The organism is Pseudomonas sp. D2002 (assembly GCF_013385735.1).
Lineage (GTDB): Bacteria > Pseudomonadota > Gammaproteobacteria > Pseudomonadales > Pseudomonadaceae > Aquipseudomonas.
Genome location: NZ_JACAPL010000003.1, coordinates 580,744 through 606,131 on the forward strand (window position 1 = coordinate 580,744; position 25,388 = coordinate 606,131).

General features: G+C 61.2%; 24 protein-coding genes. 4 read left to right on the top strand and 20 right to left on the bottom strand.

Annotation, left to right across the window (positions count from 1 at the left end; translation table 11 throughout):
• Positions 1-65 precede the first annotated feature (65 nt).
• The 3 genes from HX783_RS05975 to HX783_RS05985 all read left to right on the top strand — a co-directional run bounded on the left by HX783_RS05975 (position 66) and on the right by HX783_RS05985 (position 1,961).
• The gene (locus HX783_RS05975; protein ID WP_177016284.1) at positions 66-410 is read left to right on the top strand and encodes a pilin assembly protein; all 345 of its coding nucleotides are present in this window, start codon (positions 66-68) and stop codon (positions 408-410) included.
• A gap of 283 nt (positions 411-693) precedes the next feature.
• On the top strand, positions 694-1,119 hold the full coding sequence (locus HX783_RS05980; protein WP_159954626.1) for a DUF4398 domain-containing protein: 426 nt from the start codon (positions 694-696) through the stop codon (positions 1,117-1,119).
• A 56-nt stretch (positions 1,120-1,175) separates the two neighbouring features.
• Positions 1,176-1,961 (top strand): OmpA family protein, encoded by a 786-nt coding sequence (locus HX783_RS05985; RefSeq protein WP_159954625.1) that lies wholly within the window; start codon positions 1,176-1,178, stop codon positions 1,959-1,961.
• A 50-nt stretch (positions 1,962-2,011) separates the two neighbouring features.
• On the opposite strand, the gene HX783_RS05990 is transcribed toward HX783_RS05985, so the two are convergent.
• The 16 genes from HX783_RS05990 to HX783_RS06065 form a co-directional block, all read right to left on the bottom strand.
• The gene (locus HX783_RS05990; protein ID WP_177016285.1) at positions 2,012-2,260 is read right to left on the bottom strand and encodes a hypothetical protein; all 249 of its coding nucleotides are present in this window, start codon (positions 2,258-2,260) and stop codon (positions 2,012-2,014) included.
• 99 nt (positions 2,261-2,359) lie between these two features.
• Positions 2,360-2,686: a hypothetical protein gene (locus HX783_RS05995; protein ID WP_048720026.1), complete on the bottom strand. Its 327-nt coding sequence runs from the start codon at positions 2,684-2,686 to the stop codon at positions 2,360-2,362.
• Positions 2,683-3,588 carry an alpha/beta hydrolase gene (locus tag HX783_RS06000; RefSeq protein WP_177016286.1) on the bottom strand — a complete coding sequence of 302 codons (906 nt, stop codon included), beginning with the start codon at positions 3,586-3,588 and terminating at the stop codon, positions 2,683-2,685. The genes HX783_RS05995 and HX783_RS06000 overlap by 4 nt, the downstream gene beginning before the upstream one ends.
• 156 nt (positions 3,589-3,744) lie before the next feature.
• Positions 3,745-5,022, bottom strand: a complete 1,278-nt coding sequence (locus tag HX783_RS06005) for a flavohemoglobin expression-modulating QEGLA motif protein (protein ID WP_177016287.1) — start codon at positions 5,020-5,022, stop codon at positions 3,745-3,747.
• Positions 5,023-5,043: 21 nt separating this feature from the next.
• Positions 5,044-5,592: a hypothetical protein gene (locus tag HX783_RS06010; RefSeq protein WP_177016288.1), complete on the bottom strand. Its 549-nt coding sequence runs from the start codon at positions 5,590-5,592 to the stop codon at positions 5,044-5,046.
• Positions 5,593-5,625: 33 nt separating this feature from the next.
• Positions 5,626-6,342, bottom strand: a complete 717-nt coding sequence (locus tag HX783_RS06015; RefSeq protein ID WP_159954620.1) for a TetR/AcrR family transcriptional regulator — start codon at positions 6,340-6,342, stop codon at positions 5,626-5,628.
• A gap of 228 nt (positions 6,343-6,570) precedes the next feature.
• The gene (gene lysS, locus HX783_RS06020; protein ID WP_008431110.1) at positions 6,571-8,073 is read right to left on the bottom strand and encodes a lysine--tRNA ligase; all 1,503 of its coding nucleotides are present in this window, start codon (positions 8,071-8,073) and stop codon (positions 6,571-6,573) included.
• A gap of 109 nt (positions 8,074-8,182) precedes the next feature.
• Positions 8,183-9,278, bottom strand: a protein-coding gene (prfB, locus tag HX783_RS06025) for a peptide chain release factor 2 (protein ID WP_096236834.1) whose coding sequence is annotated in 2 segments (ribosomal slippage) — positions 8,183-9,205 and positions 9,207-9,278 — 1,095 coding nt in all. Because the reading frame shifts where the segments join, the coding sequence is not laid out codon by codon here.
• A 236-nt stretch (positions 9,279-9,514) separates the two neighbouring features.
• Positions 9,515-10,516, bottom strand: coding sequence for a PleD family two-component system response regulator (locus tag HX783_RS06030; RefSeq protein WP_159954619.1), 1,002 nt, complete (start codon positions 10,514-10,516; stop codon positions 9,515-9,517).
• Between the two features lie 52 nt (positions 10,517-10,568).
• Entirely contained in the window at positions 10,569-11,579 is a 1,011-nt protein-coding gene (locus tag HX783_RS06035) for a chemotaxis response regulator protein-glutamate methylesterase (RefSeq protein WP_159954618.1), read from the bottom strand.
• Positions 11,576-13,867: a hybrid sensor histidine kinase/response regulator gene (locus HX783_RS06040; protein ID WP_177016289.1), complete on the bottom strand. Its 2,292-nt coding sequence runs from the start codon at positions 13,865-13,867 to the stop codon at positions 11,576-11,578. The genes HX783_RS06035 and HX783_RS06040 overlap by 4 nt, the downstream gene beginning before the upstream one ends.
• Complete coding sequence (locus tag HX783_RS06045; RefSeq protein ID WP_177016290.1) at positions 13,864-14,565, bottom strand: chemotaxis protein CheW; 702 nt, start codon at positions 14,563-14,565, stop codon at positions 13,864-13,866. The genes HX783_RS06040 and HX783_RS06045 overlap by 4 nt, the downstream gene beginning before the upstream one ends.
• Positions 14,562-15,833: a protein-glutamate O-methyltransferase CheR gene (locus HX783_RS06050; RefSeq protein ID WP_177016291.1), complete on the bottom strand. Its 1,272-nt coding sequence runs from the start codon at positions 15,831-15,833 to the stop codon at positions 14,562-14,564. The genes HX783_RS06045 and HX783_RS06050 overlap by 4 nt, the downstream gene beginning before the upstream one ends.
• Complete coding sequence (locus HX783_RS06055; RefSeq protein ID WP_159954614.1) at positions 15,830-16,342, bottom strand: chemotaxis protein CheW; 513 nt, start codon at positions 16,340-16,342, stop codon at positions 15,830-15,832. Before HX783_RS06055 ends, HX783_RS06050 begins: the two co-directional genes overlap by 4 nt.
• The gene (locus HX783_RS06060) at positions 16,342-17,964 is read right to left on the bottom strand and encodes a methyl-accepting chemotaxis protein (protein WP_177016292.1); all 1,623 of its coding nucleotides are present in this window, start codon (positions 17,962-17,964) and stop codon (positions 16,342-16,344) included. The genes HX783_RS06055 and HX783_RS06060 overlap by 1 nt, the downstream gene beginning before the upstream one ends.
• Before the next feature lie 211 nt (positions 17,965-18,175).
• Positions 18,176-18,883, bottom strand: coding sequence for a tellurite resistance TerB family protein (locus HX783_RS06065; protein WP_177016293.1), 708 nt, complete (start codon positions 18,881-18,883; stop codon positions 18,176-18,178).
• A gap of 304 nt (positions 18,884-19,187) precedes the next feature.
• Between HX783_RS06065 and HX783_RS06070 the strand changes: the two genes are divergently transcribed.
• On the top strand, positions 19,188-20,813 hold the full coding sequence (locus HX783_RS06070; RefSeq protein ID WP_177016294.1) for a glucan biosynthesis protein D: 1,626 nt from the start codon (positions 19,188-19,190) through the stop codon (positions 20,811-20,813).
• A gap of 149 nt (positions 20,814-20,962) precedes the next feature.
• On the opposite strand, the gene HX783_RS06075 is transcribed toward HX783_RS06070, so the two are convergent.
• The 4 genes from HX783_RS06075 to HX783_RS06090 form a co-directional block, all read right to left on the bottom strand.
• Entirely contained in the window at positions 20,963-21,148 is a 186-nt protein-coding gene (locus HX783_RS06075) for a hypothetical protein (RefSeq protein ID WP_159954610.1), read from the bottom strand.
• Positions 21,149-21,345: 197 nt separating this feature from the next.
• Positions 21,346-21,891: a GNAT family N-acetyltransferase gene (locus tag HX783_RS06080; protein WP_177016295.1), complete on the bottom strand. Its 546-nt coding sequence runs from the start codon at positions 21,889-21,891 to the stop codon at positions 21,346-21,348.
• A gap of 101 nt (positions 21,892-21,992) precedes the next feature.
• Positions 21,993-23,099, bottom strand: a complete 1,107-nt coding sequence (locus tag HX783_RS06085; protein WP_177016296.1) for an NADH:flavin oxidoreductase/NADH oxidase — start codon at positions 23,097-23,099, stop codon at positions 21,993-21,995.
• A gap of 126 nt (positions 23,100-23,225) precedes the next feature.
• Positions 23,226-25,127, bottom strand: a complete 1,902-nt coding sequence (locus tag HX783_RS06090) for a potassium transporter Kup (RefSeq protein ID WP_177016297.1) — start codon at positions 25,125-25,127, stop codon at positions 23,226-23,228.
• Positions 25,128-25,388: the final 261 nt, after the last annotated feature.

A 25,388-nucleotide genomic window follows, 5' to 3' on the forward strand; every position in this document is an offset into this window, starting at 1 on the left:
CGTTATCCACGCAGGCGACTGGACACTCATCACCGCCTGCCACAGCAGGCTTTATTGAGGTTGCCATGAAAATTCGAGAACTGGCCCAGCATTGGGAAGAGAACGCCAAGGGTCGCCTGACCAAAACCGAGTACGCGATTCACCTGGACGTGGAGTCCGCCGCACGCCTGGCCGCCATCGCCGAGATGTACCCCAAGCGTCACACCGAAGAACTGCTCGGCGAGCTGATCGGCGCCGCCCTCGAAGAGCTGGAAGCGAGCTTTCCGTACATCAAGGGCCAGCACGTCATCGCCACCGATGAAGAGGGTGACCCGCTGTACGAAGACGTCGGCCCGACCCCACGCTTTCTGACTTTATCGCGCCGCTATCTGCATGATTTATCAGCCGCTGCTGACGAACAGAAGCACTGATAAACATCCTTTAAACTCCGTTCCCCCCAGATATTCCGGGCCTCCTAGAGGCTCGGACTACCTCTGCGCAATGCAAAAGTTCCAACTTTTAAACGCTGACCGATCAGTCAGATATTTTTTTAGGCAATTCGCCATCTTCTCTGAACTTTTGAAAAAAGCCTCCGGTCACAGCCAGTAAGCCATCACTTGGAACGGCCGTTTGAAAGGGCATTTCGTGCTTTACCGCCGGGCCCGCAACCGCTGACCAACGAAGTGGATTTTGATGTTTTTCAGGAGTTACCCAATGGAGTTGAAGACGATGAAGACCAGCACTGCCAAATCCTCGTTTAACCACCTGCGCGGGCTGAAATTGGCCGCGCTGGCAATCGGCACCAGCTTCGTTCTGGCGGGCTGCGCCGGCAACCCTCCGACCGAGCAATACGCTGTGACCCAATCTGCGGTGAACAGCGCTGTCAGCGCCGGCGGCACCGAGTACGCAGCGGTAGAAATGAAGTCGGCTCAGGACAAGCTCAAAGAAGCCGAAATCGCCATGCACGACAAGAACTACGACAAGGCTCGCCAACTGGCTGAACAAGCCGAGTGGGACGCTCGCGTCGCTGAGCGTAAATCCCAGGCCGCCAAAGCCCAACAGGCTGTGAAGGACTCCCAGAAAGCTGTTCAGGAGCTGCGTCAGGAAGGCATGCGCCCCGCTGTTATCCAACAGCAATAAGGCCCAGACCACTGACTGCACTGCACCCGAAATCGAATTGAAAGGACGACACGACTATGCGTAAACAATTGATGATCCCTGCCCTGCTGGCGATGAGCGTTGCCTTGGCGGCCTGCTCCACCCCGCCGAACGCGAACCTGGAAAACGCACGGACCAACTTCTCGGCCCTGCAAACCAACCCACAAGCGACCAAGCTTGCGGCGCTGGAAACCAAGGACGCCAGCGAATGGCTGGACAAGGCTGACAAGGCCTACCGCGACAAGGAAGACGAGAAGAAGGTTGACCAACTGGCCTACCTGACCAACCAGCGCGTTGAAGTGGCGAAAGACACCATCGTGCTGCGCGAATCCGAAGCCAAGCTGAAAAACGCTGGTGACGAACGTGCTCGCGCCCTGCTGCAAGCCCGTGACGCGCAGATCAAGCAACTGCAAGACAGCTTGAACGCCAAGCAGACTGATCGCGGTACGCTGGTGACCTTTGGTGACGTGCTGTTCGCCACCAACAAGTCCGACCTCAAGTCCAGCGGCCTGGTGAACATCACCAAGCTGGCGCAGTTCCTGCGTGATAACCCGGACCGTAAAGTGATCGTCGAAGGCTACACCGACAGCACCGGCTCCGACTCGTACAACCAGAGCCTGTCCGAGCGTCGTGCAGCTTCGGTACAACGTGCACTGGCTCAACAAGGCGTGGATATCTCGCGCATCGTGACCCAGGGTTACGGCAAGGAATACCCGGTTGCCGACAACGGCAGCGTCTCGGGCCGTGCCATGAACCGCCGCGTTGAAGTGACCATCTCCAACGACAACCAGCCGGTCAAGCCACGTTCTTCCGTTGCTAATTGATCGATTGATGTAGATAAAGGACCCCGCCAGTTTGGCGGGGTTTTTTGTGCCTACATGAAATTGACCTGACTCGTGTTCATCTCTGGCATATTGATTTTCGAGCTATTGGAAAAACCACCAGCGCCGCCACCTTGCTCAGCACCACCGCCCTCTGCGCCGGTCAGCAACTGTTCCAACCGTTTCTTCAACTCCTCTATGCCCTTTTCCTGCGTCTGCTGACCACCCGCCTGCGGCATCTGGTCCATACCGCCAAACAGACTGCCCACCATGTTCCCCAACCCGCCAATACCCGAAACCATCTTCATACTCCCTACGTTCACATTGAGTAAGTTGTGTCGCATAGTTGCCGACATCCCTCATCAGTGGTCTCGTACAAATATTGGTTCCGTGCAGTCGGGTTATTGCTCCAATTGCGGGGTTTCCTGGCCCATACAACGCACAGCTTGCTTCTTATTGTTGACCAGCACACCGCTCAAGCCTTTTTGCTCGGTATCAAACATCACCAGTACACCGTCCACACACTGCGCCACCTGCGCGGCAGGGGTCAGGGAGATCTTGTAGTCCTCGCCGGGCACCGTCTTGAGCATGGTGAAATCGCTGAGCAGCAACGCATCCTCCGGCTTGGCGAAGTGCAGGTAGCCGTAGAACCACAGGCAGCCGACAGTACCGATGATGGTGCCGATGCCGGTGAGGATCAGCGGGATCATGTTGCGTTCTTCGCTCATTGCGGGCTCTCTGATGAATCAACTGTAGGGTTCGGGTAGTTGGGGATTTCCCCCAGGCGACGCAGACCGTTGAAGTGCTGCGGGTCGTCCAGATAGCGCAGCATCACGGTTTGCCAGGTCTTGTCGGCAAAGGTCTGCACATGACCGCCGCGGGTCAACTGCAACACCCTGGGCGGTGGCGCGGCCTGATACAGGCGAATACCGTTGGCCAGCGGCACGATCGGGTCGTCCAGGCTATGAAACAGCAGCTTGGGCACGCCGGTCAGCTGCGGCATGGCATTGATCGCACTGTCGCCGTCGGGCACCAGCCAGGACAGCGGCACCTGAAACGGCCATGTTAACCAAGAGGTGCTGAGGGCGAATTGTCCTACGTCACGATAACTGGCGGGCACGCCGTCGAGCACCAACGCCTTGAGCTGCGGCTGACGCTGCGGGTGCGCCGCCAGGTAGTGCACCGCCAGTGCGCCGCCCAGGCTTTGGCCCAGCACAATCAGCGGTTGGCCCTGGGTTTCGGGCGCCTTGTCGAGCCAGCTGAACGCCGCATCGATGTCCTGATAAATCGCCGGCAGCGACGGCTTGCCTTCCGACAGGCCATAACCGCGATAGTCCAGCAGCAGCACTTGATAGCCCTGTTCCGGCAACCACCAACTGCCGCCCAGGTGCCATGCCAGGTTACCGCCGTTGCCATGCAGGTGCAGCACCGTGCCCTTGAGCGGCACCCCTGCTTTGGCCGGCAACCACCAGGCGTGCAGTTTTACCCCATCGGCGGTGGTGAGCGTGACGTCGCGGTACTGCAAGTGGGCCTTTTCCGGCGTGAACGGCAGACCAGGTTCGGGGTAGAACAGCAGCGAACTGCAGCCGTTCAAGGTCAAGAGCAGGCAAAGAATGCCGAGGATTCTCATCCGTTGAAGCCTCGCAATTGAGAACACAGGAGATCAAATGTGGGAGCGGGCTTGCTCGCGAAGACAGTGTGTCAGTCAATACATGTGTGTCTGATGTACCGCCTTCGCGAGCAAGCCCGCTCCCACATTTTGATCCGGTTTCTTCAGGAAAATCCCCTAAAGAATGTTGGAGTAATCCGCCTCGATCCGATCCAGGCTCAGATGGTTGAGGAAGTTGGAGAAACACATCCACGCCGCCAGCGCATTCATGTCGCGGAACTGCTCGGGCAGGTATTTGGGCGGCACCACCAGGCCTTCGTCCACCAGTTGGCGCAGGGTCCGCATGTCTTCCAACGTGGTCTTGCCGCAGAACAGCAACGGCACTTGTTCCAGCTTGCCTTTGCGCACGGCCAGCTGGATGTAGTTGTAGACCATGATAAAGCCCTTGAGGTAGGACAAATCCTTGGTAAATGGCAGACCGGTCGGCGTTGAACCACGGAAAACCCGGCTGGCATTACCGTAGCTTTCAGCCATTTCAAAGCCTTGCTCGCGGAAGAATTCGAACACCTGCAGGAAGTCGGCGCCCTCCTCGACCATATGAATGGCGCGGGTGCGGTTGGTCAGTTTGCGCAAGCGGCTCGGGTAGGACGCGAAGGTGATGATCTCCATCAAAATCGCCAAGCCTTCCTGGGTCACGGTTGAGGACGGCGGGCCTTTGGACAGGAACGTGCAGATCGGCTGGTTCTGGCCGTTGAGCGTAGTGCCCACGTGCACCAGGCCTTCATGCACTTCCAGGGCGCGCACATCGCGGTCGTTGAACATCGCGTCGGCGCGGATCTTGATGTAATCGGCACCGGCCGCCGCGTCGGCGACGATACCGTCGGACTCAAACACGCGGATGGTTTCTTCCGCCTCGCCAAACACTTTGTTCAGTCGGGTTTGCAGCAACGCCACGGCGTCTTTGGCGGTGAGGGTCTTGGCTTCGTCTTTGAGATCGCCACGGCCGTCGATATTGTTCAGGTAGTCGGACAGCATCAGGCCGAGGTCAGCCAGGGTCGGGTCGCCGGCGTGGAACGCATCGGAGGCGGCGCCATACAGCTCCTGGGAGATCAGGCCGAAGTCCTCGGTGCCGCGCGCTTCTAGCATGCGCACCACCATGCGGTATTCGCGGCACATGCGCCGCATGATCTGCCCCACCGGGCTGAACTGGCCGAGGCGGCGGGTGATGTCGCGCTCGATGTTCTGGAACTCCAGCTTGACCGCACTGGAGTCGAACGACAGCGGCCGGCCGAGGTAGTAATCGCGGTCCACGGCGGGCATGGCCTTGCCCTTGGCCTTGAGGAACCCTTGGCGAATGTTTTCGTCCCACTTCACGGCGTCGAGGACGCGAATCGGTGTTTGCGCCAGCACAATGCGATCAGACAAGGTGCGTATCGTCTGCTGGTAATCGTCCACCCGGTGCTTCCCCTTTAAACGTTATTTGCCCGCACGCTGGTAGCGCACGGCTTCAACGAACACATCGGCATTGGCCGGGTCATCCAGGTAGGCAAACACCTGGTCCATGGGGCTGTCGACCAGCACGCCGTCACCTTCGACGGTATCGACGGTGCTGCCGTGCAGCACTTTTTGACCTATGGCTTGATGGATCTGCTCAAGGTCGAGGTTGTAGACCACCAATTCGTGCTTTTCATCAAACTCAAAGCCAGCCAGGAAAAAATGCCCGCCGAGCTTGTCCGGCAGCGGCGCCGACAAATACCAGCGGCTGCCATGGCGCGAGACCGTGAACAGGTACTCATCGCGCTGGCCCGGCTTGGCTTTAGGGTAGCTCACGGCTTTGTAACGGTGCTCACCCACGCGGGTGATCTGCAGGTTGAGGGGCTCACCCCAGGCATTTTTGCTCGACCAATGGCCGAGCAAGGCATCCGGCGCGCTTTCACGGGCCGGCAGCGGGTCCTTGAAGGTCACCAAACAACCGCTGAGCAACAGGAACGATAAGGCGATGATCGCGACACGCCAGGCTTTCATTGCGTACTCCATCAAGCCAGCTCCCAGATGAGGCTAGACCGAGGCCAGCACCAAATGCATGTAACGCTTGAGGATCTCAAGCATCTCTTCACCGGTCAGAGGCTCTGGGCCGCCAAGCAGGCCCTGATATTCCATCCGACTGATTATCGCCGTCAACACTTTGGCATCCTGTTGCGGCTCGCGGGAGCCCAATACCTGGAAAAACTGCCCCGTGCCCTGCAGCAGAATCTGTTGATGGGAACGCACCAGCTCCGCCAAGCGCGGGTTGAGCAAGGCTTCCTGTCGAAAGGCCTGTTCGGCCATCAGGTGTTCGCGGCGGTTGGTCAGTTGGCGCAGCACGTAGTCGGCGGTGAGCCGCGCGATGTCGTCGGCCAGTTGCGAGCGCGACTGCGGGCTGCCATCGCCATAGGCGACCATCTCGCGCAGCAGGCCTTCGTTGCGCACCCACAGCTTGCCCATGAAGGCGGCACTGCGTTCCACGTATTGGGCGAAGGTATCGGTGAGCAGGTCATCGATATCCTTGAAGTAGTAGGTGGTGGCCGACAACGGCACGCCGGCCTCGGCCGCGACGGCGCGATGGCGAACGCCACGTACGCCGTCGCGCACGACGATGCGCATCGCCGCATCAAGAATGTCCTGCCTGCGCTGCTCGCTGCCTCGTCGGCTGGCCTTGCGGCCCTGGTACTGAACACTTTCAGCCACGGCAGCAGCAATGCCGGCGGCACCTTTTTGAGCCATTACGCGGTTCACGACAGATCTTCCTTTAAAAGGTGACGCGGAGCGTCACGGACTGCATTCCCACGCAGAGCGTGGGAACGATCATCCGCGGAGCGTCACGGGTTGCATTCCCACGCAGAGCGAGGGAACGATCATCCCACGCACGGTGTGGGGACGATCACCTGGCGCCGTTCTCTTGACGGCTGAATACACCACATAAAAAAGCCGCCTTATAAAAGGCGGCTTCGGGTTTCGCTACGGTTACGCTTGTGGCCGCATGTGCGGGAACAAGATCACGTCGCGGATCGACGGCGAGTTGGTCAACAGCATCACCAGGCGGTCGATGCCGATACCTTCACCGGCGGTTGGCGGCATGCCGTATTCCAGGGCGCGGACGAAGTCGGCGTCGTAATGCATGGCTTCGTCGTCGCCGGCGTCCTTGTCGGCCACCTGGGCCATGAAGCGCTCGGCCTGGTCTTCCGCGTCGTTCAACTCGGAGTAGGCGTTGGCGATTTCGCGGCCACCGATAAACAGCTCGAAACGGTCGGTGACGTTCGGGTTGTCATCGTTGCGACGGGCCAGCGGCGACACTTCGAACGGGTACTGGGTAATGAAGTGGGGCTGTTCCAGTTTGTGCTCGACCAGCTCTTCGAAAATCATCACCTGCAGTTTGCCCAGGCCTTCAAAGCCCAGCACCTTGGCGCCGGCTTTCTTGGCGATGGCGCGGGCCTTGTCGATGTCGTTCAGGTCGTCAGCGGTCAACTCAGGGTTGTACTTGAGGATCGAATCGAACACCGACAGGCGCACAAACGGCTCGCCGAAGTGGAACACCTTGTCGCCGTACGGCACGTCGGTGCTGCCCAGGACCAGCTGCGCCAGCTCGCGGAACAGTTCTTCGGTGAGGTCCATGTTGTCTTCGTAGTCGGCGTACGCCTGGTAGAACTCCAACATGGTGAATTCCGGGTTGTGACGGGTCGAAACACCTTCGTTACGGAAGTTGCGGTTGATCTCGAACACTTTTTCGAAGCCGCCAACCACGAGGCGCTTGAGGTACAGCTCAGGCGCAATGCGCAGGAACATTTCCATGTCCAGCGCGTTGTGGTGGGTTTCGAACGGCTTGGCGGCGGCACCACCCGGGATGGTTTGCAGCATCGGGGTTTCGACTTCGAGGAAGTCACGCTTCATCAGGAAGCTGCGGATGTGCGCAATGACCTGCGAACGCACGCGGAAAGTCTGGCGTACTTCTTCGTTGACGATCAGGTCAACGTAGCGCTGACGGTAGCGCTGTTCGGTGTCGGTCAGGCCGTGGTGCTTGTCCGGCAGCGGGCGCAGCGACTTGGTCAGCAGGCGCACGCTGGTCATTTCAACGTACAGGTCGCCCTTGCCGGAACGCGCCAGGGTGCCTTCGGCGGCAATGATGTCGCCCATGTCCCAGGTTTTCACCGAGGCCAGGGTTTCTTCGGACAGGGTTTTACGGTTGACGTAAACCTGAATGCGACCGGTCATGTCCTGGATCACCATGAACGAGCCACGGTTGAGCATGATGCGACCGGCAACCTTGACCGGGATTGCAGCCTCGGCCAGCTCTTCCTTGGTCTTGTCCGCGTACTGTTTCTGCAAGGCATCGCAGTAGTTTTCGCGGCGGAAGTCGTTCGGGAAGGCGTTACCCTTGGCGCGCTCGGCAGCCAGCTTTTCCTTGCGCAGGGCGATCAGGGAGTTTTCTTCCTGTTGCAGGGCTTGCGGGTCGAGTTGTTGGTCGCTCATGTCTTTAAATTTTCCATCAGGTTCGTTGCCCCAGCCTGTGGCTGGGGATCGCGGGCAAGCCCGCTCCCACAGGGATCGAGGGGTGTCAGCCAATCCCGCATTGCATGTGTTACAAGCCCGATTTCAGGCTGGCTTCCAGGTATTCGTCGATATCACCGTCGAGTACCTTGTCGCAGTCGCTGCGTTCGATGTTAGTGCGCAGATCCTTGATCCGCGACGCATCGAGCACGTACGAACGGATCTGGTGACCCCAGCCGATATCCGACTTGGTGTCTTCCAGCGCCTGGGAAGCGGCGTTGCGCTTCTGCATTTCCTGCTCGTACAACTTGGCCCGCAGCATTTTCATGGCGGTGTCCTTGTTCGCGTGCTGGGAACGTTCGTTCTGGCAGCTGACCACGGTGTTGGTCGGTACGTGGGTGATACGTACGGCCGAGTCGGTGGTGTTTACGTGCTGACCGCCGGCACCGGAGGAGCGGTAGGTGTCGATCCGCAGGTCGGCCGGGTTGATCTCGATTTCCACTTTGTCGTCGATCTCAGGCGAGACGAACACCGCAGAGAACGAGGTGTGGCGACGGTTGCCGGAGTCGAACGGGCTCTTGCGCACCAGACGGTGTACGCCGATCTCGGTGCGCAGCCAGCCAAAGGCATATTCACCCTTGATGTGCACGGTCGCGCCTTTGATACCGGCGACTTCACCGGCCGACAGCTCCATGATGGTGGCGTCGAAACCGCGTTTGTCAGCCCAGCGCAGGTACATGCGCAGCAGGATGTTGGCCCAGTCCTGGGCCTCGGTGCCGCCGGAACCGGCCTGGATGTCCAGGTAGGCGTTGTTCGGGTCCATTTCGTGGCTGAACATGCGGCGGAATTCAAGCTTGGCGAGGTTTTCCTCGAGACGGGCCAGCTCGGCGACGACATCGCCCACTGCGCCTTCGTCATTTTCTTCGACGGCCATGTCCAGCAGGTCGCGGCAATCGCCCAGACCGGTGTTCAACTCGTCGAGGGTGTCGACGATCTGCGCCAGCGCAGCGCGCTCGCGGCCCAGTTCCTGGGCGTATTCAGGTTTGTTCCAGACAGCCGGATCTTCAAGCTCGCGATTGACTTCGGTCAGACGCTCATGCTTTTGATCGTAGTCAAAGATACCCCCGAATAGTTTCGGAGCGCTCGGACAGGTCCTTGATGGTGTTAAGGATCGGGTTGATTTCCATGGCGGGCAGCACTCGTTGGCGAACTTTTGAAAGCCGACGAGTATAACGACAAACCGGCGACAACGGCAGCCCGCTTGGCGAAAAGGCGGGGGTTTGTACACGATCTGATGACTGATGAAGGTCCAATGTGGGAGCGGGCTTGCTCGCGAATGCGGTGTATCAGGTAGTGAATCAGTGACTGACCCACCGTATTCGCGAGCAAGCCCGCTCCCACAGGGGATCAGCGTCGTTGCGGGTTACTCGATACCCACCTGATTACGCCCATTATGCTTGGCCGTGTACAAACCCTTGTCCGCCGCCATGATTAGCTGCCGACAGTCCGTGCTCTGCACCGGCGTCATGGTCGACAGCCCAATGCTGATCGTCAGGCTCGCGCCTTCGGCCGGTGCAATATGCGGAATCTTCAACGCCTCAACCGCCATGCGCAGCTTTTCCGCCACCAGGCGTGCGCCGCCCGGCGAAGTGTTCGGCAGCACCAGGGCAAACTCTTCACCGCCGTAACGCGCCGGCAAGTCCGAAGGACGACTGCTGGCTTCGCGGATTGCCGCCGCGACCTTGCGCAGGGCTTCATCGCCCTCGACATGGCCGAAACTGTCGTTATAGGTCTTGAAGAAGTCCACATCGATCATCAAGAGCGACAACTGAGTCTGGTCACGCATGGCGCGGCGCCATTCCAGTTCCAGGTATTCGTCGAAGTGGCGGCGATTGGACAGCCCGGTCAGGCCGTCGGAGTTCATCAAGCGTTGCAGCACCAGGTTGGTGTCGAGCAGTTGCTGCTGGCTGACGCGCAATGCGCGATACGCCGCATCCCGCTGCAACAGGGTCATGTAGGAGCGCGAGTGATAACGAATGCGCGCCACCAGCTCGATGTTGTCCGGCAGTTTGACCAGGTAATCGTTGGCCCCGGCCGCAAACGCCGCGCTTTTGATCAGTGGGTCTTCCTTGGTGGACAGCACGATGATCGGGATATTCGCCGTGGCCGGATGGTTGCGGTATTCGCGCACCAGCGTCAGGCCGTCGAGGCCCGGCATGACCAAATCCTGCAGGATCACCGTGGGTTTGATGCGAATCGCCTGGGCAATCGCCTGATGCGGGTCGGCGCAAAAGTGGAAATCGATGTTTTCTTCATGGGCCAGGCCACGCCGCACGGCTTCGCCGATCATGGCCTGGTCGTCGACCAGCAACACCATGGCGGCATTTTCGTCGGTCTTGATGTCGTCGATCTGTAAATCATTCATGTGCAGTCACCTGAATTACTGTCCTGCAAGCCGGCACTGCGGGAGGCTTTGATCATTTTGCAAAGACCTCCAGCAATCGGGGCGCAATTCTGTCCAGTGGGCGAATTTCAACAGCGGCATCAATGGCCGCCGCCGCTTTGGGCATGCCATACACCGCCGAACTCTGCTGGTCCTGGGCGATGGTCAAATATCCTTGTTCACGCAGCAATTTGAGCCCCTGGGCGCCGTCGCGCCCCATGCCGGTCAGCAATACGCCGACGGCGTCGCCGTTCCAATGGCTGGCGACGCTTTCAAAAAACACGTCGATGGACGGCCGGTAAATCTCGTTCACCGGCTCTGCGGTATAGGCTAGCGTGCCATTTTTCAACAGGCGAATATGGTGGTTGGTGCCGGCCAGCAAAACCACGCCACTTTGTGGCGGCTCGCCCTCGCGCGCCAGGCGCACCGGCAGGCCGGACGCGCTGCTCAGCCACTCGGCCATGCCGGCGGCGAACACCTGGTCCACATGCTGCACCAGCACGATGGCCGCGGGAAAGTCCCGTGGCAAACCCTTGAGCAGGCTTTCCAGGGCAGCCGGCCCGCCAGCCGAGGAACCAATCGCCACCAGGCTCTGGCGCTTGCCGGTGCTGCGCTGGGGCGCGGTTTCGGTGCGTACGCGGCTGCCGCGCTGGCCAACCAGCCAGCCAATATTGAGGATTTTGCGCAGCAACGGCGCCGCCGCGTCCTTGGCGTTGCCGACGCCCAGCGCCGGCGTGTCCACCACGTCCAGCGCGCCGTGGCCCATGGCTTCGAACACGCGGCTGACATTGGCCTGGCGGTCTACGGTGACGATCACGATCGGGCACGGCGTCTCGGCCATGATCCGCCGCGTGGCTTCTACGCCGTCCATCACCGGCATGATCAGGTCCATCAGAATCAGGTCCGGCGTCACTTCGGCGCAGTGCTGCACGGCTTCCAGGCCATTGCTGGCCACCCACACCACTTCGTGCGCGGGTTCAAAACTCAAGGCGCGGCGCAAGGCCTCGACGGCCATGGGCATGTCATTGACGATCGCAATCCTCATGCCCGTGCGCCTCCAATCAGTTCCACCACGGCGTCCAGCAGGGCATCGTCATGGAAACTGGCTTTAGCTAAATAATAGTCGGCGCCGGCGTCCAGTCCACGACGCCGGTCTTCTTCGCGATCCTTGTACGACACCACCATCACCGGCAACGATTGCAGGCGACTATCACGACGCAAGAGTGTGACCAATTCAATACCGTCCATACGAGGCATATCAATGTCAGTGATGAGCAGGTCGAAGTCTTCGGAGCGCAACGCGTTCCAGCCGTCCATGCCATCGACCGCGACAGCCACTTCATAACCGCGATTAAGTAACAATTTGCGTTGCAGCTCACGCACGGTGAGCGAATCATCCACCACCAGCACGCGTTTGCGCGGCGCTTCGGTGGCCTGCTGGCTGCGCCGGGCGATGCGTTCCAGGCGGCCGGTATTGAGCAGCTTGTCGACCGAACGCAGCATGTCTTCAACGTCGACGATCAACACCACCGAGCCGTCATCCAGCAACGCACCGGCAGAAATATCCTGGACCTTGCCCAGGCGATCATCCAGCGGCAACACCACCAAGGTGCGCTCGCCGATAAAGCGCTCCACCGCAATGCCATAGATCGCATCACGCTCGCGGATCACCACCACTTTCAGGGTTTCTTCGTTGCTCTGCCCGGCCGGGCGCTGCAGCAACTGGCTGGCCGCGACCAGGCCGACGTGGCGACCTTCGTGCCAGAAATGCTGGCGGCCCTCCAGTTGCACAATGTCGTCCGGCGCCAGGTCGCACATGCGTTCGATGTGCGCCAGCGGGAACGCGTAGGCTTCTTCGCCAACTTCCACCACCAGGCTGCGCACCACCGACAGCGTCAGCGGCACCTCCAGATGGAAGCGGCTGCCCTGCCCCGCCGTCTGCTCCAGCACCACCGCACCGCGCAGTTGGCGAACCATATGTTGCACCGCGTCCAGGCCGACGCCGCGCCCGGACACTTCGGTGACCTTGTCGCGCAGGCTGAAACCCGGCAGGAACAGGAACGTCAGCAGTTCCTCTTCACTCAGGCGCAGGGCGGTTTCCAGCGGTGACAGGTGCCGGTCGACGATGGTGCCGCGCAGGCGCTCCAGGTCGACGCCATTGCCGTCGTCGCTCAACTCCAGCACGAGCAAACCCGCCTGGTGAGACGCGCGCAGGCGGATCAGGCCTTCAGCCGGCTTACCCGCCAGCAGGCGCTGCTCGGGCATTTCGATGCCGTGGTCGACCGCATTGCGCAATAAATGCGTAAGCGGTGCCTCAAGTTTTTCCAGCACGTCGCGGTCGACTTGCGTCTTCTCGCCTTCGATCTCCAGGCGCACTTGTTTGCCCAGGCTGCGGCCCAGGTCACGCACCATGCGCACCTGCCCGGCGAGCACATCGGCAAACGGGCGCATGCGGCACGCCAGCGCGGTGTCGTACAGCACCTGGGCGCGCTGCCCGGCCTGCCAGCCGAACTCATCCAGCTCGGCGGTTTTTTCCGCCAGCAGCGCCTGGGCTTCGCTTAACAGGCGGCGTGTGTCGGCCAAGGCTTCCTGGGCTTCGAGGTTCAAATCCAGGGTCTTGAGCTGCCCGTCCAAGGTGTCCAAGGCGCGCGCGCTCTGGCTTTGAATACGCTTGAGGCGCTGCATGCTCGCCAGGTAAGGCTTGAGCCGCTGGGTTTCCACCAGGGACTTACTCGACAGGTCGAGCAGGCTGTTCAAGCGCTCGGCGGTGACCCGCAACACACGCTCACCGCCTTCGGTCATGCGTTTATTCTGGCGCGGCATTTCGCTGGTGACCGGCGGCGCGGGTTCGGGCTCCGGCGGCGGTTCTTCGACGACAGGCGCCGGAGCATGTACCGGCGGTGGCGCTGGCGTTGACGGCGGCGCGACATTGGCCGTCGGCTGCGACGGATCAAGCAGGCGCTCCATCAGTGCCACATAGCCTTCGATGTCCGCCGGGCCGACGTCATTGCCCGGCGTGGCGATGCGCATCAGCAGGTCGGTGCCTTGCAGCAAGGCGTCAATATGTTCAGGTTGCAGGTACAGGCGGCTTTCCTGGGCGCTGACCAGGCAATCCTCCATGACGTGGGCCACGCTGACCCCGGCGTCCACCCCGACAATCCGCGCCGCGCCCTTGAGCGAGTGCGCGGCGCGCATGCAGGCTTCCAACTGGTCGGCCTGGGTCGGGTTGCGTTCCAGGGCCAGCAAACCGGCGCTCAGCACTTGGGTCTGCGCGTCGGCTTCCAGGCTGAACAGTTCCAGCAGCGAGGCATCGCGCATCTGGTCGGGGGTCATGTGAGGCTCCGGGTCACGGCGGACAACAATTGCGCCTCATCCAGCCAGCGCAGGCTGCGGCCTTTCCACTGCAATACGCCCTGGGTGAAGCGCGCGCTGGCCTGGGTGCCGGAGGCCGATGCGGCGCTCAAGGTGCGCTCATCAATGGCATGGATACCGTCGACTTCATCCACCGGCACCACGACCGGGCCATCCTGCGCGGCGATGATCAACATGCGCGGCATCACGCGCCCGCCGCTGGGGGCGTTGCTGGTAGCGTCCAGCCCCAGCAGCTCGACCAACGACAGGCACGCCACCAAGGCGCCGCGCACATTGGCCACGCCGAGCAACGCCCGCGAGCGTTGGTGCGGCAGTGAGTGGATCGGTTGCAGCGGCGCCACTTCCACCAGGCAACGGGTGGCGATGCCCAGCCATTCTTCGCCGAGCCGGAACATCAACAGCGAGCGCGTGACGACATCGCTGTCGACCTCCGTGGCCGCCTGCGGACGGCGGTCGTCCTGTTGCAAGGCATAGCGGTCGAGCAAGCGCGTGGCGGCGGCGGAATACACCGAGCAGTTGCGGCAATGAATATGCTCCGCCAGCAACGGGCAGGATTTGTCGCCGTGGATGCCGATGCGGTTCCAGCAGTCGTCGATGGCTTGGGTATCGGCCAGGGTCAAGTCCAGGCCTGCAGTGTCGAGCGCGTCGGTGCTACTCATGGTTTGGACTCACTGTCAGCTCGCTGGCTACGCGCGGCCCGCGCTTGCAAGCGGCGCGCCCCCGCACTGTCGCCCTGGGACTCGAGCAACGCGGCCAGGTGCATCAAGGCCTGCGGGTGCTGCGGTTCCAGGTACAAGGCTTTTCGATAATAGCCCTGGGCTTCCAGGGCACTGCCGGCCACATCACTGAGCAGGCCCAGCCAGTAAAACACCTGGGCCGCCGGCGGGTGGTTACTCAAATACTGTTCGCAGGCGGCGCGGGCCTCGGCACTTTTGCCTTCGTTGGCCAGCGTGGCGATGCGGCTGAGCAAGTCGCCGGCATCGGTGTGCGGCGCCCTGATCGGCGCCTTGATCGGTACTATGTGAGCACTCACGGTGCTGAACGGGCGCGGTTTGGGCGCAATCGGCGCCGCACTGCGCTGCGGCGCGGGCGCGGGCATCGGCACAAACACCGGCTCGGGCTTGACCGGCTCGACATGCCGGCTGAAGGCAAAAGATTGCGGCACGCCAATCGAGCGCATGCCATGGCGCCCCAGCAGGCTGCCTTCAGCCGGGCCGATAAACAGCACACCGTCGACGTGGGTCAAGCCCTTGAGCACGTCAAAGACTTGCTTCTGGGTCGGCTGGTCAAAATAGATCAGCAAGTTGCGGCAGAACACGAAGTCGTAGGTCGGCTCATTCGCCAGCAGGCCCGGGTCGAGCAGGTTGCCGACGTTCAGGCGCACTTGTTCGCGCACCCGGTCGGCGATGCGATAACCGTCCGGCTCTTCGGTGAAATGGCGCTCACGAAATTCGATATCGCTGCCGCGAAACGAATTCTTGCCATACACCCCGCGCTTGGCGCGCTCTACCGACAGCGGGCTGACGTCCATGCCCTGCACCTTGAACTGGTGCGGCGCCAGGCCCGCATCGAGCAAGGCCATGGCGATTGAGTAAGGCTCTTCGCCGGTCGAACACGGCAGGCTCAGAATACGCAGCGCGCGCATCTGCTTGATCTCGGCCAGGCGCGCTTTGGCCAGGCGCGCCAGGGTCGCAAAGGATTCGGGGTAACGAAAAAACCAGGTCTCGGGCACGATCACCGCTTCGATCAGCGCTTGCTGCTCATCGTCGGAGCTCATCAGGTGCTGCCAGTAAGCCTGCGGCGTCTGCGCCTGCGTGACCTGGCTGCGCTGGCGCACCGCGCGCTCGATAATCGCCTCGCCCACCGAGGCGACGTCCAGGCCAATGCGTTCCTTTAAGAAGGCAAAGAAGCGCGGGTCGTTGCTCATACGCTCAGCTCGGCAGAAAACAACAAGGTGCGCACCGGTTCGGTGAGCAACTCGTTGACGCCAATCCACTGCATCAAGCCCAGGGCATCTTCACGCACCAGCCCCAGGTAAGGCGCCTCGCGGTTGTCCAGCCCATAAGGCTGGAATTCCTCAAGGCCGCACCGCAGGGTGTCGGTGGCTTGTTCAAGGATGAGGCCCAGCCAGCGCGCTTCAACCCACGGCTGCGGCTGGTAGTTGACCAACACCAGCCGCGTGCTGGTGCGCGCCTGGGCCGGGGTGCCGAACGTCAGCGCACACAGGTCGATCACCGGCACCAGCGCGCCACGGTGGGCAAAGATCCCTGCCACCCAAACGGGTGCATGGGCGATGGGTTTGAGCGGCAGGCGCGGCAGCACCTCGGCGACTTCCGTCGCCTTGAGGGCAAAGCGCTCGCCGCCGATGTGGAACACCAGAAACAACGCCTTTTTCGCTGCCGGAACGGCGCCGCGTTTAGCCGCGAGGTCGCTCATCAGACTTTGAAACGCGACACGCCGCTGCGCAGACCGACCGCAACCTGGCTCAGTTCATCAATGGCAAAGCTGGCCTGGCGCAGGGATTCCACGGTCTGGCTGCTGGCATCACCCAGTTGCACCAGTGCGTGGTTGATCTGCTCGGCACCGGTGGCCTGGGCCTGCATGCCTTCGTTGACCATCAACACCCGCGGCGCCAGGGCCTGCACCTGATGGATGATCTGCGACAACTGCTCGCCGACTTGCTGCACTTCGAACATGCCACGGCGCACTTCTTCGGAGAACTTGTCCATGCCCATCACGCCTGCCGATACCGCCGACTGGATCTCGCGCACCATTTGCTCGATGTCGTAGGTGGCCACGGCAGTCTGGTCGGCCAGGCGCCGTACTTCGGTGGCGACCACGGCAAACCCGCGCCCGTATTCACCGGCCTTCTCGGCCTCGATGGCGGCATTGAGCGACAACAGGTTGGTCTGGTCGGCGACCTTGACGATGGTCACCACCACTTGGTTGATGTTGCCGGCCTTTTCGTTGAGGATCGCCAGCTTGGCGTTGACCAAGTCAGCCGCGCCCATCACCGAGTGCATGGTTTCTTCCATGCGCGCCAGGCCTTGCTGGCCGGAACCGGCGGCAACCGACGCCTGGTCGGCGGCGGTGGACACTTCGGTCATGGTGCGCACCAGGTCCTTGGACGTTGCCGCGATCTCGCGCGAGGTGGCGCCGATCTCGGTGGTGGTGGCGGCCGTTTCGGTGGCGGTGGCCTGCTGCTGCTTGGAGGTGGCGGCAATCTCGGTGACCGAGGTGGTCACCTGCACCGACGAACGCTGGGCCTGGGACACCAGGGCGGTCAGCTCGGTCATCATGTCGTTGAAGCCGGTTTCGACGGCGCCGAATTCGTCCTTGCGCTCCAGGTTCAAACGCTTGCTCAGGTCGCCGTCACGCATGGTGCCGAGGATCGCCACGATACGCTGCATCGGCGCCATGATGGCGCGCATCAGCAGCAGGCCACACAGGCCAGCGGCAAGGATGGCCAGGGCCAGCGACACGAACATGCTGACTTTTGCCGCCGACACCGCGTCATCAATCGCCGTGGTTGCACGGTCGGCGACGTCTTTGTTTTCGGTAATGATGTCGTTGAGCTTCATGCGGCCTGCCGTCCAGGCGGGCGTCAGGTTGGTGTTGAACTCCTTGCGCGCGGCGGCCAGGTCATTGCGCTGCAGGGCGTCGAGCACGGTGGCCAGGCTCTTGTTATAGGCCTGGTGCATGGCTTCGAATTTGTCGAATTCGGCTTGGTCATCGCGACCATTGATGGTTGCCTGGTAGTTGGCCATCTGCGCCAGGATGCGCCCTTCGAAGGATTTGAAATCGGCCTTGTCGGCGTCGGTCAGCCCCTTGTCGTCACGCAGGCCGAGCAATTCCAGGGTTTGCAGGTAACTGTCGACCCAGGCGCTGCGGATCATCGAGCTGAGGTAAACCCCCGGCACCGCATCATCACGGACAGCCGTTTCGCTGCCCTCGATTTTCAGCAACCGTGAATAAGAGACCACAACCATTAACAGCATGATCGCGATAATGACCGCAAAGCTCGCCAAAATCCGTTGGCGCAAGGTCCAGTTCTTCACAGTATTTCCTCGAAGGGCCATTCAAATGGAGGGGAGTATAGCTGAGCCTATAGCCTCATTTATCAATGGGTTTTGATGCAGTGATCATATAAAGCAGATGTGGGAGCGGGCTTGCTCGCGAATGCGGAGTGTCAGTCAACGTATTTGGGACTGAGACACCGCATTCGCGAGCAAGCCCGCTCCCACATTTTGATCGGCGTAGCGACGGTGGTTATTGGTTGAGCCGCACCTGTTTTTCCAGCTCGGCCTTTAAGCCGGGTTCCAGTTTCAGCTGGCGCGCCAACTCATCCAGATAGGCCTTTTCCATAAAGTTCTCTTCGTCCACCAGCATCACGCTGGCGATGTACATCTCGGCGGCCATTTCCGGGGTGCCTGCCGCGCGCGCCACATCGGCCGGGTCCAGGGGTTTGTTGAGTTCGGCGTGCAGCCAGCTTTGCAGCTCGCGGTCATTGTCCAGCTTGGTGAACTCGCCTTCGATCAGCGCGCGTTCGCGCTCGTCCACATGCCCGTCGGCCTTGGCTGCCGCGACCAGCGCTTTAAGAATGCCCTGGCTGTGCTGCTCGACCTGGGCCGGTGGCAGGCGGTCGATGGTTTGGGGCTCACCCTGGGGCGCGTTGGCCTGCTGCGCCTGCCAATTGCCGTACGCCTTGTAGGCAATCACGCCCAACGCCGCCAGGCCGCCGTAAGTCAGGGCCTTGCCGCCGAATTTGCGCGCCTTCTTATTCCCCAGCAGCAACCCCATCGCCCCTGCTGCCAGGGCGCCGCCACCTGCACCACCGAGCAGGCTGCCAAGGCCGCCACTGCCGAGCAGCCCGCCGAGGGCGCCCTTGTCGTCTGACTTTGGCTGGCCACCCGCCTTTTTCTGCAGCATGTCCTGGCCAGATTTGAGCAACTGATCGAGCAATCCACGGGTATTCATTCGCAGCCTCCAGGCACTTGGGTTTGTAGGACCAATAGGCCCCCAGCGTAAAACTTAGTGCCAAAAAGCCCATGTCTAGAGTGCTTCGAGTTGTAACGTAGCCGGCCAATCCTGGAAACGTCTTGTTTCACATGCAACGCCATCACGCCGCAATCAATCAATTTTCCTACGTCACCGAACCGCTTAAGCTATCCGGCGTCTGTTTATAGTCCGTTGCGTTTGGCCGAAGGCATGTCCGAACCGTTATTTCTGATCCGCTACGTGCCAGGAAAGGCGCGGGATTTGCTCACGACAGGTTGTCTCTATGCACCGCAGGAATTTGCTCAAAGCGTCCATGGCCATTGCGGCTTACACCGGTTTATCGGCCAGCGGCCTGCTCGCTGCGCAGGCCTGGGCCGGCAACCGTGCCGCCGATGGCAAGGCCGTGGCGTTTGATTTTGAAACGCTCAAAGCCCAGGCCAAACAGCTCGCCGGCACCGCGTACAAAGACACCAAGCAGGTGCTGCCGCCGACCCTGGCGACCATGACACCGCAGAATTTCAATGCCATCGGCTACGACGGCAACCATTCGTTGTGGAAGGAATTGAACGGCCAGCTCGACGTGCAGTTTTTCCACGTCGGCATGGGGTTCAAGACGCCGGTGCGCATGCACAGCGTCGACCCCAAGACCCGCGAGGCGCGCGAGGTGCATTTCCGCCCGTCGCTGTTCAACTATGAAAAGACCACGGTCGACACCAAGCAGTTGACCGGCGACTTGGGTTTCTCCGGCTTCAAGCTGTTCAAGGCGCCGGAGCTGGATCGCCATGACGTGCTGTCATTTCTCGGCGCCAGCTACTTCCGCGCAGTGGATTCCACCGGCCAGTACGGTCTGTCCGCACGCGGCCTGGCGATTGATACCTACGCGAAAAAGCGCGAGGAATTCCCCGACTTCACCCAGTTCTGGTTCGAAACCCCGGCCAAGGACGCCACGCGCTTTGTGGTCTACGCCCTGCTCGACTCGCCAAGCGCCACCGGTGCCTACCGCTTTGACATCGATTGCCAGGCCAGTCAGGTGGTGATGGCCATCGACGCAAATATCAACGCACGCACCACCATCGAGCAACTGGGCATCGCACCGATGACCAGCATGTTCAGCTGCGGCACCCACGAGCGCCGCATGTGCGACACCATCCACCCGCAAATCCACGACTCGGATCGCCTGGCGATGTGGCGCGGCAACGGCGAGTGGATTTGCCGCCCGCTGAACAACCCGGCCAAGCTGCAATTCAACGCGTTCGCCGATACCGACCCGAAAGGCTTCGGCCTGGTGCAGACCGACCATGAGTTCGCCAGCTACCAGGACACCGTGGACTGGTACAGCAAGCGCCCGAGCCTGTGGGTGGAACCGACGACGGCCTGGGGCGAAGGCTCGATCGACCTGCTGGAAATCCCGACCACCGGCGAAACCCTCGACAACATCGTGGCCTTCTGGACCCCGAAAAAGCCCGTGGCTGCCGGCGACTCGCTCAACTATGGCTACAAGCTGTACTGGAGCGCATTGCCACCTGTGAGCACGCCGTTGGCGCAAGTCGACGCCACCCGTTCCGGCATGGGCGGTTTCACCGAAGGCTGGGCACCGGGCGAGCATTACCCCGAAGTGTGGGCCCGTCGGTTTGCCGTGGACTTCAAAGGCGGCGGCCTCGATCGCCTGCCCGCCGGCACCGGCATCGAACCGGTGGTGACCTGTTCCCACGGTGAGGTCAAAGACTTCAGCGTGCTGGTGCTCGACAACATCAAGGGCTATCGCATTCTGTTCGACTGGTACCCGACCAGCGACAGCGTGGAGCCGGTAGAACTGCGCTTGTTTATCCGTACTCAGGACCGCACCTTGAGTGAAACCTGGCTGTACCAGTACTTCCCGCCTGCGCCAGAGGCGCGCAAGTACAGCTGATACCGGCCATCTGATCGTTCCCACGCTCTGCGTGGGAATGCCGCCTGGGACGCTCCGCGCCCCGCCACTCATGCAACGTTTGAGGCCTGTGCGAGATGACGCGGAGCGTCACGGGATGCGTTCCCACGCGGAGCGTGGGAACGATCGGCTCAGAACCGCGACACGCTTTTCATCGCCCCAATCAAGTACCGCATCGCCACCTGATCGCTTTCGGTCAGGGCGCGATACTGCGCCAGCAATTCGGCTTCGTCCGAACTCAACCGGCTGCCACGCAAAGACATCCTGCGGGTCAGAAAACTCACCACCGCACCCGCAACACCATTGGATTTGGCCATGGACTGCTTCTCCTGATATCGATCTAAGACTCCTGGTGCCCATCGCCTGCCTTCCGTGAGGCGCAAGACCTTCGCGGAACCAACAGCCTGACTCTCTGGGCCAGAAATCAGACTTACCCTAAGCGTAGAAACAATCTGCTCACGTGTGGGATTTTTTTAGAGTATTAACTTAAATAAATCGCTTAAGTAACAAATACCTACAGCGTTTTCCCACACAACGATCGATACAGGTGGATGTCGTGCGGCTCCTGCGCCAACAATTCAGGGTCGGGGCGTGCCAGCAACCGGCAGCCATGGCGTCGATAGAAGTCCACGGTGTTGCGTGATTCGGTGGCGGACACATACAGCGCGTCGGCCCCGACCTGCCGGCCGTGCTCGCAGGCCAGGTTGAATAAACGTCCACCTAGCCCCACCCCCCGCGCGGCGTGGCTGACGTGCAGGAACTTCAATTGCCGCATCACCAGGTCCTGGATGTGAAGTGGGTGGTTGTCCACCACCACCGCCGCCGCCAGGGTCGGCCCGTCGAACACGCCCCACAACCACCCGCCCCGCCTGAGGCAGGCGAGCAGCGCCACGGCGTCCTGCTGCGCCTCGCCTTCAGGCCAGCCGCGCATGTCGTGGTGGTCGGGGTATAACACCAACTCGCCACCCTCCAGGCGATAGCACTCATGGATCAGTTCCGTGCGGTCGATGCTTGCCAGCAACGGGATATCGCTTTCGGTTAACGCGCGTTCGAGCAACATGGGGCCTCCTGCTTTCAAGCGACCAAGGATCAAGCTTGGGTTAAACCCAGGCAAGAAAAACCCACCGGGTCAGGGTGGGTTTCGGTCAATCAGGCGTGGGATCAATCCCTCAGATCAGACTCATGGATCGGCTGATCCCGATGAGTCGCCCGTTGGTACTGCGCTGGCCAGATTGCCTTGCGCCCACCCAGGTCATCGTCGGCATGCAGCGGCCAGTAAGGGTCACGCAACAACTCACGGGCGAGGAAGATGATGTCCGCCTGGCACGTGCGCAGGATGTGCTCGGCCTGGGCAGGCTCGGTAATCATGCCCACGGTGCCGGTGGCGATGCCCGACTCTTTGCGCACACGCTCGGCAAAGCGCGTCTGGTAACCGGGGCCGGTGGGGATCTCGGCATTGGCGGCGGTGCCACCTGAGGACACGTCGATCAGGTCGACGCCCAAGTCTTTCAGGCGGCGCGCCAGTTCCACGGTTTCATCCGGGTTCCAGCCGTCTTCGACCCAATCGGTGGCCGACACCCGCACGAACAGCGGCAGCTCCTGGGGCCAGACTTCGCGCACGGCCTGGGTCACTTCGAGCACCAGGCGAATGCGGTTTTCAAACGAGCCACCGTAGTGGTCCTGGCGCTGATTGCTGATGGGCGAGAGGAATTGATGCAACAGGTAACCGTGGGCGGCGTGGATTTCCACCACTTCAAAACCGGCGGTCAGGGCGCGCTTGGCGGCGGCGACAAAGTCGGCGATCACCTGCTGGATCTGCCCTTCGTCCAGCGGCTTGGGCTGGGTGTGATTGGGGTCAAAGGCGATGGGCGATGGGCCCACTGGCACCCAGCCGCCATCTTCCGGCTTGACGCTGCCGTGCTTGCCGATCCACGGCCGATGGGTGCTGGCCTTGCGCCCGGCATGTGCCAGCTGGATGCCCGCCACCGCACCTTGGGCGGCGATAAAACGCGTAATGCGCTGCAGCGGTTCGATCTGTGCGTCGTTCCACAGGCCCAGGTCCTGGGCGGTGATGCGGCCATCGGCGGTCACGGCGGTGGCTTCAGTGAAAATCAGCCCGGCGCCGCCCACTGCGCGGCTGCCGAGGTGCACCAGGTGCCAGTCATTGGCCAGGCCATCGTCGGATGAGTACTGGCACATCGGCGACACGGCAATGCGGTTGAGCAGGGTCAATTGACGGAGTGTGTAGGGTTCGAGCAGCTGACTCATGGCGCACCTCTTCTGGGTTCTGTGGGCACTATTCAAACAGTGCTTAGAGCCTAGTCGACAACGGTAGCTTGCACAGGGTTCAGACGGAAAACGGGAGCCGATTGCCGGCTCCCGTGTCGCAACAGCTTACATTTCGACCTGGGTGCCCAGCTCGATCACCCGGTTTACCGGGAGTTTGAAGAAGCGCAGGTTGCCGTTGGCATTCTTCAACATGAAGGCAAACAAACTTTCGCGCCAACGGGCCATGCCCTTGATGCGCGAGGCGATCACCGTTTCGCGGCTGAGGAAGTAGGTGGTGCGCATCGGGCTGAAATCCAGGTCGTCCAGATGGCACAACTTCAGCGCTTCGGGCACGTCCGGCTCATCGGTAAACCCGAAGTGCAGGATCACGCGGAAGAAGCCTTCGCCATAGGCGTCCACCTCGAAGCGCCGCGACGCCGGCACGCGCGGGATATCTTCGTAGACCACCGTCAGCATCACCACCTGCTCATGCAACACCTGGTTATGCAGCAGGTTGTGCAACAGCGCGTGGGGCACGGCGTCGGGCCGCGCGGTCAGGAACACAGCGGTGCCCTGCACGCGATGGGGCGGCTGCACGCGGATACTGCTGATAAAGATCGGCAATGGCAGGCCGCCTTCGTCGAGGCGGTCCATCAACAGTTCCTTGCCGCGCTTCCAAGTGGTCATCAGGATAAACAGCACAATCCCCGCCAACACCGGAAAGGCACCGCCCTGCACGATTTTCGGCACGTTGGCGGCGAAGAACAGACCGTCCACCAACAGGAAACCGATCAACACCGGAATTGCCAGCACCGGCGGCCATTTCCACAGCAGCAGCATCACCGCCGACACCAGGATACTGGTGATCAGCATGGTGCCGGTCACCGCCACGCCGTAAGCCGAAGCCAAGGCGTTCGAGGATTCAAAGCCCAGTACCAACAGAATCACGCCGACCATCAGCGACCAGTTCACCGCACCGATGTAGATCTGGCCTTGCTCGGCGCTTGAAGTGTGCTGGATATGCATGCGCGGGATGTAACCCAGTTGGATCGCCTGGCGGGTCAAGGAGAACGCACCGGAAATCACCGCCTGGGAGGCAATCACCGTGGCCAGGGTCGACAGCGCGACCAGCGGGATCAACGCCCACTCCGGCGCCAGCAGGTAGAAGGGGTTGCGCGCCGCTTCAGGATTTTCCAGCAGCAAGGCGCCCTGGCCGAAGTAGTTAAGCACCAGCGCCGGCAGCACCAGGGCGAACCACGCACGGGCGATGGGTTTGCGGCCAAAGTGGCCCATGTCGGCATACAGCGCTTCGGCGCCGGTCAACGCCAGCACCACGGCACCGAGAATTGCCACGCCCATGCCAGGATGCGCCGTAAAGAAACGCACGCCCCACACCGGGTTAAGCGCATTGAGCACTTCGGGGTGTTGCAGAATGCCGTGCACGCCGAGGCCGCCCAACACCAGGAACCACACCACCATCACCGGCCCGAACAGCTTGCCGATGCGGTCGGTGCCGTGTTTCTGGATCAGGAACAGCCCGACCAGCACCACCAACGACAGCGGCACGACCCAACGTTCCAGGCCATCAAAGGCCAATTCCAGGCCCTCGACCGCCGACAACACCGAGATCGCCGGGGTGATCATGCTGTCGCCGTAGAACAGCGCCGCACCGATCAGGCCAAGAATCACCAGCACCGAACGCAACTTGGGGTACGGCGACGCCGCCCGCCGCGCCAGTGCCGTCAGGGCCATGATGCCACCCTCGCCCTGGTTGTCAGCGCGCAGGATAAACAGCACGTACTTGATCGACACGACCCACACCAGCGACCAGAAAATCAGCGCCAGAATGCCGAAGACCCCGTCATGATTGACCTGAACCCCGTAACCACCAGTAAACACTTCTTTAAGGGTATAGAGCGGGCTGGTACCGATATCGCCGTAAACCACCCCGACTGCCGCCACCAGCATGCCAATCGGCTTTGCATTGGAATGCTCGGCACCTGCTGCCTGACTATTTGCCTGACCCATCAACCACTCCTGCCCTTTTGACCTGAGGTCTTTTATAAACAACGCGTCTAAGCTGACCGTAGCATGCGCTGTTTTACTTCTCGTAACAGACGTTTTATTGACCCAAGGGTTTTACCCATTTGCAACGGCGCGAAGCATAGCGCAGCACTCGTCGCATTTCGCTGCTCAAGTGATTCAGGTAATGCATTCAGTAACAGAGATAAAGGCAATTTGGAGCCTTTTTGCCTGCATTGATCACATTTACGGCCAATCGTATATTTT